This is a genomic window from uncultured Oscillibacter sp. (assembly GCF_910579365.1).
Lineage (GTDB): Bacteria > Bacillota > Clostridia > Oscillospirales > Oscillospiraceae > Oscillibacter.
In genome coordinates, this window is record NZ_CAJTUX010000096.1 from 1 (window position 1) to 7310 (window position 7310).

Genomic DNA, 7310 nt, shown 5'->3' on the forward strand with positions numbered 1-7310 from the left:
GGTTGGGGGAGGATAAGCCGCCTACCGTCCGGGGCCAGTTGGAGGGCTTGATCGACACCGCCCTCGATCAAGGCTGCAAGGATTTTGACAGCTTCCTCGCCGCTATGAAAGTGGCGGGCGTGGAAGTAAAACAGGGCAAACATCTTGCGTTCAAAATTCCAAATGGCAAGAGGTTCGTCCGCTGTGATTCTCTTGGTGACGATTACACCGAAGCGGCGATTATAGAGCGAATTTCCGGCAAGAGGATTGTCGCACCCAGAGCAAAGTCAACGGTGAAGTCCAAGCCTAATTTGCTCATTGATATTCAAGCTAAAATGCAGCAGGCCAACTCTCCCGGATTCGAGCGGTGGGCAAAAATCTTCAACCTCAAAGAGATGGCAAAGACGGTCATCTACTTGCAGGAAAAGGGTCTGACTGATTTTGGAGAATTGGAGAAAGCCTGTGATGCGGCGGCGCAGAAATTCAACGATTTGGGCGACCAGATGAAAGCCGCTGAACAAAGAATGAAAGACATTTCCGAACTGCAACGGCACATTGGAACGTACTCCAAGACCCGCGAGGTCTATACCCAATACCGAAAACTGACAGGCTGGAAACAGGCCAAGTTCTACGAACAGCATAGCAGAGAGATTGAAGATTGTAAAGAGGCGAAGCGTTATTTTAATTCCCTCGGTTTGACGAAGCTGCCGTCCATACAATCGCTGAAACAGGAGTATGCCACCTTGTATGCCGAGAACAAAAAGCGGTATCCAGAATACAAGCAGGCCAAGGCAAAAATGATAGAACTTCTCACTGCCAAAAACAACGTGGAGAGGATTTTGGGCGTGACCGAAAAAGAGAAAAATCGCAACCGCCAGCAGGGGGCGCGATGATGATTTTTCTCTCCCTGCGGGTAACAGCAGACGCCGGAGGCGGCTTAAAAGGACCGGCGCAAATGCGTCGGTCCTTACAGGGGTTTGGGGGCGATCAGCCACCAACAAGCACGTGTCGGTATATACCGGCGCATTGCTTGCCACTACTAAAAAGTCTTAATTTTATCAACCCAAGCGTTGTTTGAAATCCGCATATCCAAAGGTTCGCAGACGTTGCAGTTTTCCGCTGTCATGTAAGACAAATATGTCTGGCAGTGGCATACCATTGAACGTATTGTTCTTACAGGTGGTATAGATCGCCATATCGCCAAACAGGAGAAGATCGCCCTCCCGCAACGGCGCGGCGAAACTGTAATCTCCGATAATGTCCCCGGCAAGACAGGTAGGCCCGCCCAGGCGGAAGGCGTGCGGCAGCGCCTCCGGTTTTCCCGCGCCATACAGCGGCGGACGGTAAGGCATCTCCAAAACATCCGGCATATGGCAGGCTGCGCTGGCGTCTAATATGGCAATCTGTATTTCGCCGTTTTGCAGCACGTCCAGCACTCTGGCCGCAAGATAGCCCGCATTCAACGCGCAGGCTTCCCCCGGTTCCAAATAGACTTGAACATCCCATTTTTCCTGTGCCGCATTGACGCACCGTTCCAACCGGGGAATATCATATCCCGGACGGGTGATATGATGCCCGCCGCCGAAGTTGAGCCATTTCATCTTGGGAAGCACATCGCCGAACCGCTCCTCTACAGCTCTCAGCGTGACATCCAATGCGTCAGCATCTTGCTCACAAAGGGTATGGAAATGTAAGCCGTCCAAAAGGGCCAGCAGCTGCGGTGTAATCCCTGCGTCCCATTGAGTGCGGGTAGTTCCCAAGCGGCTGCCGGGAGCGCAGGGATCATAGATGGCATGTCCTTCCTGAGTAGAACACTCCGGATTGATGCGCAGACCGATGCTTTTTCCGGCATCTCTGGCGAGGGGACCGAACCGCTCCAGCTGACGCGGGGAGTTGAACACGATATGATCCGCATATTCCAGTAGTTCCTCAAATTCATCCGCCCGATATGCTCCGCAGAAAACATGGACTTCTTTTCCCGGCATTTCCTCCCGGCCTAACCGGGCCTCATACAGCCCGCTGGCCTCTGTCCCAGCCAGATAGGGAGCCAGAACAGGATACAGGCTGTAATTAGAAAACGCTTTCTGCGCCAGCAAAATTTTACAGCCGGTGCGCTCCGCTACTCCCGCCAAAATTTCACCGTTCCGGAGGAGCATGGCATCATCCAGGATGTAGCATGGTGTGGGCAGTTCGCCAAACAGTTCTTGCGGGGACAAACCGCCCAGGCCCGTGAAGGCTGGGCGGCTTTCTTTCATACCGCAATTTTCCATCAATCCACCAGGACCGGCGTCCGGCTCTCGCTCCTGGGCAGACCGTACTTATCCAGCGCAGTCAGGAAGGGATCAGGATCGAACTCCTCCACCGTGTAGACTCCCGGCTTGCTCCATTTCCCGGTCAGCAGCATCAGCGCACCGCACATGGCGGGTACGCCGGTGGTATAGCTGATGGCCTGACTGCCCACCTCCCGGAAGCACTCCTGGTGGTCGCAGACATTGTAGATGTAATAGGTCTTGTCTTGACCGTCTTTCTTGCCGGTAAAGATGCAGCCGATGTTGGTTTTTCCCTTTGTCCGGGGACCCAAGCTGGCCGGATCGGGCAGCAGAGCTTTCAGAAACTTGATCGGTACGATCTGCTGTCCCTCAAATTCCACCGGGCTGGTGGACAGCATCCCCACATTCTCCAGGCAGCGCATATGATCCAGGTAGCTCTGTCCAAAGGTCATAAAGAAGCGGATGCGCTGTACCTCCGGAATATTCAGAGCCAGACTCTCAATCTCCTCGTGGTGGAGCAGGTACATATCCTTGCGGCCCACCTGGTCGAAGTCGTATTCCCGCTTGATGCTCATAGGGGGGATTTCCACCCAGTGTCCGTCCTCCCAATAGCTTCCGGGAGCGGAAACCTCCCGCAGATTGACCTCCGGGTTGAAGTTGGTGGCAAAGGCGTAGCCGTGGTCGCCGCCGTTGCAGTCCAGAATGTCTATGGTGTCAATGGCATCAAACTCATGCTTCTTGGCATAGGCGCAGTAGGCTTGGGTCACGCCGGGATCGAAGCCGCAGCCCAGCAACGCCGTCAGACCCGCTTCCTCGAATTTCTTCCGGTAGGCCCACTGCCAACTGTAGTCGAAGTAGGCGGAGAAGCCTGCCTCCTTGCACCGCTTTTCATAAATGGCCCGCCATTCCGGATCATCTGTGTCCTCCGGCTCGTAGTTTGCGGTGTCCATGTAGTTGACCCCGCAGGCCAGACAGGCATCCATAATGGTCAGGTCCTGATAGGGCAGGGCGATGTTCATCACCAGATCGGGTTTGTATGCGCGGATGAGGTCAATGACCTGCCGCACATCATCCGCATCCACCTGGGCGGTGGTGATTTTGGTAGCGGTCTTTGGCGCCAGCTCTGCGGCCAACTTGTCGCACTTGGATTTCGTGCGGCTGGCAATGCACAGTTCGCTAAACACCTCGCTGACCTGACAGCATTTGTGGATAGCAACGGACGCGACACCGCCGCAGCCAATAACAAGAACTTTGCTCATGTTGGGTAATCTCCTTTATCAAAATTGGTTTTTATATAAAGCGAGGATCAATTCCCGCAGTACCTTACAAGCAGTGGCGGTAGATACGCCGCTGGTGTCCAGCATAGGGGCCAGTTCGTTGACATCAGCTCCCACCACATGGGCGGTGCAAACCGTCTGGATGGCCGCCAGCAGCTGAAGAAAACGAACGCCGCCCGCCTCCGGCGTACCCGTTCCGGGAAAGGTGGAGGGGTCCAGACAATCCAGATCAACGGTGAGATAGACGGGCGTTTCCCGCTCTCGCAGGGCAGAAACGGTTTCTTCCAGTCCGTCAAAGGAAAAGAAATGCAGATCTGTGTGTTCTTTGGCAAATTGGAACTCATCCCGTTCTCCGCTGCGGATGCAAAACTGGTGGATACATCCATCTCCCAGCAGTTCATGACAGCGCCGCAGGACGCAGGCATGGGACAGCTTTGCCCCCAGATAGTCATCCCGCAGATCGGCGTGGGCATCGAAATGGACGATGTGGAGGTCCGGATACTGCTTCACCATCGTCCGCACCGCCCCCAGTGTGACCAGATGCTCGCCACCCAGCAGCAGAGGAAATTTCCCGTCCCGCAATATACCGGCGGCACGGTTTTCAATATCCGCCAGTGCCGTCTCCGCGCTGCCGAAGCACAGTTCTATGTCTCCGCTGTCGAATACAGCACAGTCCGTTAAATCGGCATTCTGGTAGGGACTGTAGGTTTCCAGCCCGAAGCTCTCGTGCCGCATAGCGGCGGGACCAAACCGTGCGCCGGGCCGGAAACTGGTAGTAGAGTCGAAGGGCGCACCATAGAGGACGATTCGCGCCCGGTCATATTTGCAGTCACAGCCGACAAAATTCTCGATATTTGGTTTCAGCATGGTCTATTCCTCCACCTCCCGCAGCATCTCCTCCAAAAATGCGGGCAGGCAGAACGCGCCAATATGGAGCTTGGGGGTGTAGTAGCGCGTGTGCAGGTTCAGCTTCCGCCACGCCTCCGTGTCCAAATCGTTGGTTGGGTGGTATTTCTTGCTGGCAAACCCGAACAGCCAGTAGCCCGCCGCATAAGTGGGGATGTGGGCCTGGTACACCCGGCTGATTGGAAAGGTGTTGACAATGCGCTTGTGACTGCGCTGCATGGCCTCGGCATCTTCGGCGTAGAAGGGGCTGCCCTGCTGGTTGACCATGATCCCATCATCGCGCAGCGCATTGTGGCAGCTTCCGTAAAACTCCCGGGTGAACAGCCCCTCGGAGGGGCCGAAGGGATCGGTGGAGTCTACGATGATGAGGTCGTAGGCCGTCTCCCGCCGCCGGATAAATTTCAGCGCATTCTCAAAGTGGATATGTACCCGCCGGTCGTCCATCCGGCAGGCGTTGCTGGGCAGATAGGTCCGGCAGGCCTCCACCACCTGGGGGTCCATCTCCACCAAGTCGATGCACTCTACCCGGTCATACCGGGTCAGCTCCCGCACCACGCCGCCGTCCCCCGCGCCGATGACCAATATGTCCTTGATGCCGGGATGCACTGCCATGGGCACATGGGTGATCATCTCATCGTAGATGAATTCGTCCCGCTCCGTCAGCATCACGTTGCCGTCCAGGGTCAGCACCCGGCCAAACTCCGGCGTCTCGAAAATGTCGATGCGTTGATAGTCACTCTGTTTGGAGTAAAGATGCCGGTCGACCCGGATGCTGTGCTTCACATCCGGCGTATGGAATTCGCTGAACCACATTTCCATAAGCTGCTCCTTTCATCATACCAGAACATTCAGATACTCCAAATCCGGGTCCTCCGGCCCGGTCATGCTGCATCCCTTGTCCTTTGCGTAGCGGATATGCTCCAATATTTCCGCAGTGACCCGTTCTCCGGGAGCCAGCAGAGGTATTCCCGGCGGGTAGCACATGACAAACTCGCTGCACACCCTGCCCTTTGCCTCCGCCAGAGGGAGGCTGACCTTCTCCGCATAGAACGCCTCCTGGGGGCTGGACACTACCTCCGGCTCCACATATTCCTGGCTCAGAAGGCCCGTCCGGTCCTTCTGATAGCGCCGGCGTATCTCAGCCAGGGCGCTGACCAGCCGCTCCACCTCCTGGGGCCTGTCCCCTATCGAGAGATAGGCCAAAATGTTGCCGATGTCGCCAAACTCGATTTGAATGTCATACTCATCACGCAGGATGTCATACACCTCAATGCCCGCCAGTCCAATGTCCAACGTGTGGACGCTGAGTTTGGTGGTATCAAAGTCGAATATGGAGTCTCCGTTCATCAGCTCTCGGCCAAAGGCATAGTAGCCGCCCACGATGTTAATCTCCTGCCGGGCGTACTCGGCCATGTCCGCCACCTGGTGAAACACCTTCCGGCCGCGCAGGGCCAGGTTGCGGCGGCTGATGTCCAGGCTGGACATCAGGAGGTAGCTGCCCGAAGTGGTCTGAGTCAGATTGATGATTTGACGGACATACCCCGCATGAACGTCGGGTCCCACCAGCAGCAGGCTGGACTGGGTCAGACTGCCGCCGCTCTTGTGCATGGATACCGAGGCCATATCCGCTCCTGCCGCCATAGCGGACATCGGAAGCCCGCCGCCAAAATAGAAATGCGTCCCATGGGCCTCGTCGGCCAAACAGCGCATCCCGGCTTCATGGGCCATTCGGACAATGGCCCGCAGGTCGCTGCAAACACCGTAATAGGTCGGATTGTTTACCAGCACAGCCACGGCGTTGGGATGTTCGGCAATGGCTTTGGCAATCTGATTCCGCCGCATTCCCAGGGAGATGCCCAGGCGCTGATCCACCTCCGGATTGACATACACCGGAACCGCGCCGCACAGAACCAGTGCGTTGATGACGCTTTTATGGACGTTGCGAGGCAGGATGATTTCATCCCCACGCTTGCAGGTGGCCAGTACCATACTCTGTACGGAGCTGGTGGTTCCGCCCACCATGAGAAAAGCTTGGGCCGCGCCAAAGGCGTCCGCCGCCAGTTCTTCCGCCTCCCGGATCACCGATACCGGGTGGCAGAGATTGTCCAGGGGCTTCATGCTGTTTACATCCACCCCCACGCACTGCTGACCCAGGAAAGCGGTTAGCTCGGGATTTCCCCGCCCTCGCTTGTGTCCCGGCACGTCGAATGGAACCACCCGCATTTGCCGGAACGCTTCCAACGCCTCATAAATGGGCGCACGGCTTTGATTTGGATGCGCTTGAGGATTGTTCAATTTCTTTCCCACTCCTTCTTCCTGAATGTTGGCAAAAACAAAACCGCAAGCTGCACGTTTTGCACAGCTTGCGGTAATCATCTGATAAACTTCGAGCCTTCCGTTTTCTACCCAATATCCGCAACCGGGAAACAATACAAAGAATGAGGGAAAACGGGGAAAGAAGGAGTTCAGATAAGACGGAGAGATCAGAGTCTATATAGCAATACTACTTTTACTACTCTTATTGACCGTTTCACAAGTCTGCGCACACAGCGCATTTCGGTTATGAAGTAACCAACTTATAAAATTTGAGCTTTTAACTCAATCAATAAGGCAACACAAGGCTGCCAATCGGCAGTGGACCCGGCTGTCCGTATGGCCTTAACTCCAAAAGGAGTGGTCCGAGTAATTGCTGTGAAAAGACTCTGGAAAGACCTCTTCAACTGTTTTTATCCTAACATACGGAAAACTACTTGTCAAGATACAGAGCAAACTCTATTGCAAAAATGTAACGATGGACAAAATCTCACATTCCCCCTTGACAATATCTTTAGAAATACCGTTTTGATGAGCAACTGCTGATCTACGCGCAGCGCCCGGA

At 55.3% G+C, this 7310-nt stretch carries 5 protein-coding genes and 1 pseudogene; 1 reads left to right on the plus strand and 5 read right to left on the minus strand.

Annotated features, from left to right (window positions below; translation table 11 throughout):
- Positions 1-872, plus strand: a pseudogene (locus tag QZ329_RS14185) (relaxase); the annotation flags it as partial.
- Positions 873-1037: 165 nt separating this feature from the next.
- Here the strand turns inward: QZ329_RS14185 and nspC are convergent.
- The 5 genes from nspC to QZ329_RS14210 are packed head-to-tail and all read right to left on the minus strand — an operon-like array spanning position 1038 to position 6727.
- Positions 1038-2234, minus strand: coding sequence for a carboxynorspermidine decarboxylase (gene nspC / locus QZ329_RS14190; protein WP_295753658.1), 1197 nt, complete (start codon positions 2232-2234; stop codon positions 1038-1040).
- A gap of 14 nt (positions 2235-2248) precedes the next feature.
- The gene (locus tag QZ329_RS14195) at positions 2249-3508 is read right to left on the minus strand and encodes a saccharopine dehydrogenase family protein (RefSeq protein WP_295753659.1); all 1260 of its coding nucleotides are present in this window, start codon (positions 3506-3508) and stop codon (positions 2249-2251) included.
- A gap of 18 nt (positions 3509-3526) precedes the next feature.
- Positions 3527-4393, minus strand: coding sequence for an agmatinase (gene speB / locus QZ329_RS14200; protein WP_295753660.1), 867 nt, complete (start codon positions 4391-4393; stop codon positions 3527-3529).
- Positions 4394-4396: 3 nt separating this feature from the next.
- On the minus strand, positions 4397-5251 hold the full coding sequence (gene speE / locus QZ329_RS14205; protein WP_295753661.1) for a polyamine aminopropyltransferase: 855 nt from the start codon (positions 5249-5251) through the stop codon (positions 4397-4399).
- Positions 5252-5266: 15 nt separating this feature from the next.
- A complete protein-coding gene (locus QZ329_RS14210; protein WP_295753662.1) occupies positions 5267-6727 on the minus strand; it encodes an aminotransferase class I/II-fold pyridoxal phosphate-dependent enzyme in 1461 nt (486 codons plus the stop codon).
- Positions 6728-7310: the final 583 nt, after the last annotated feature.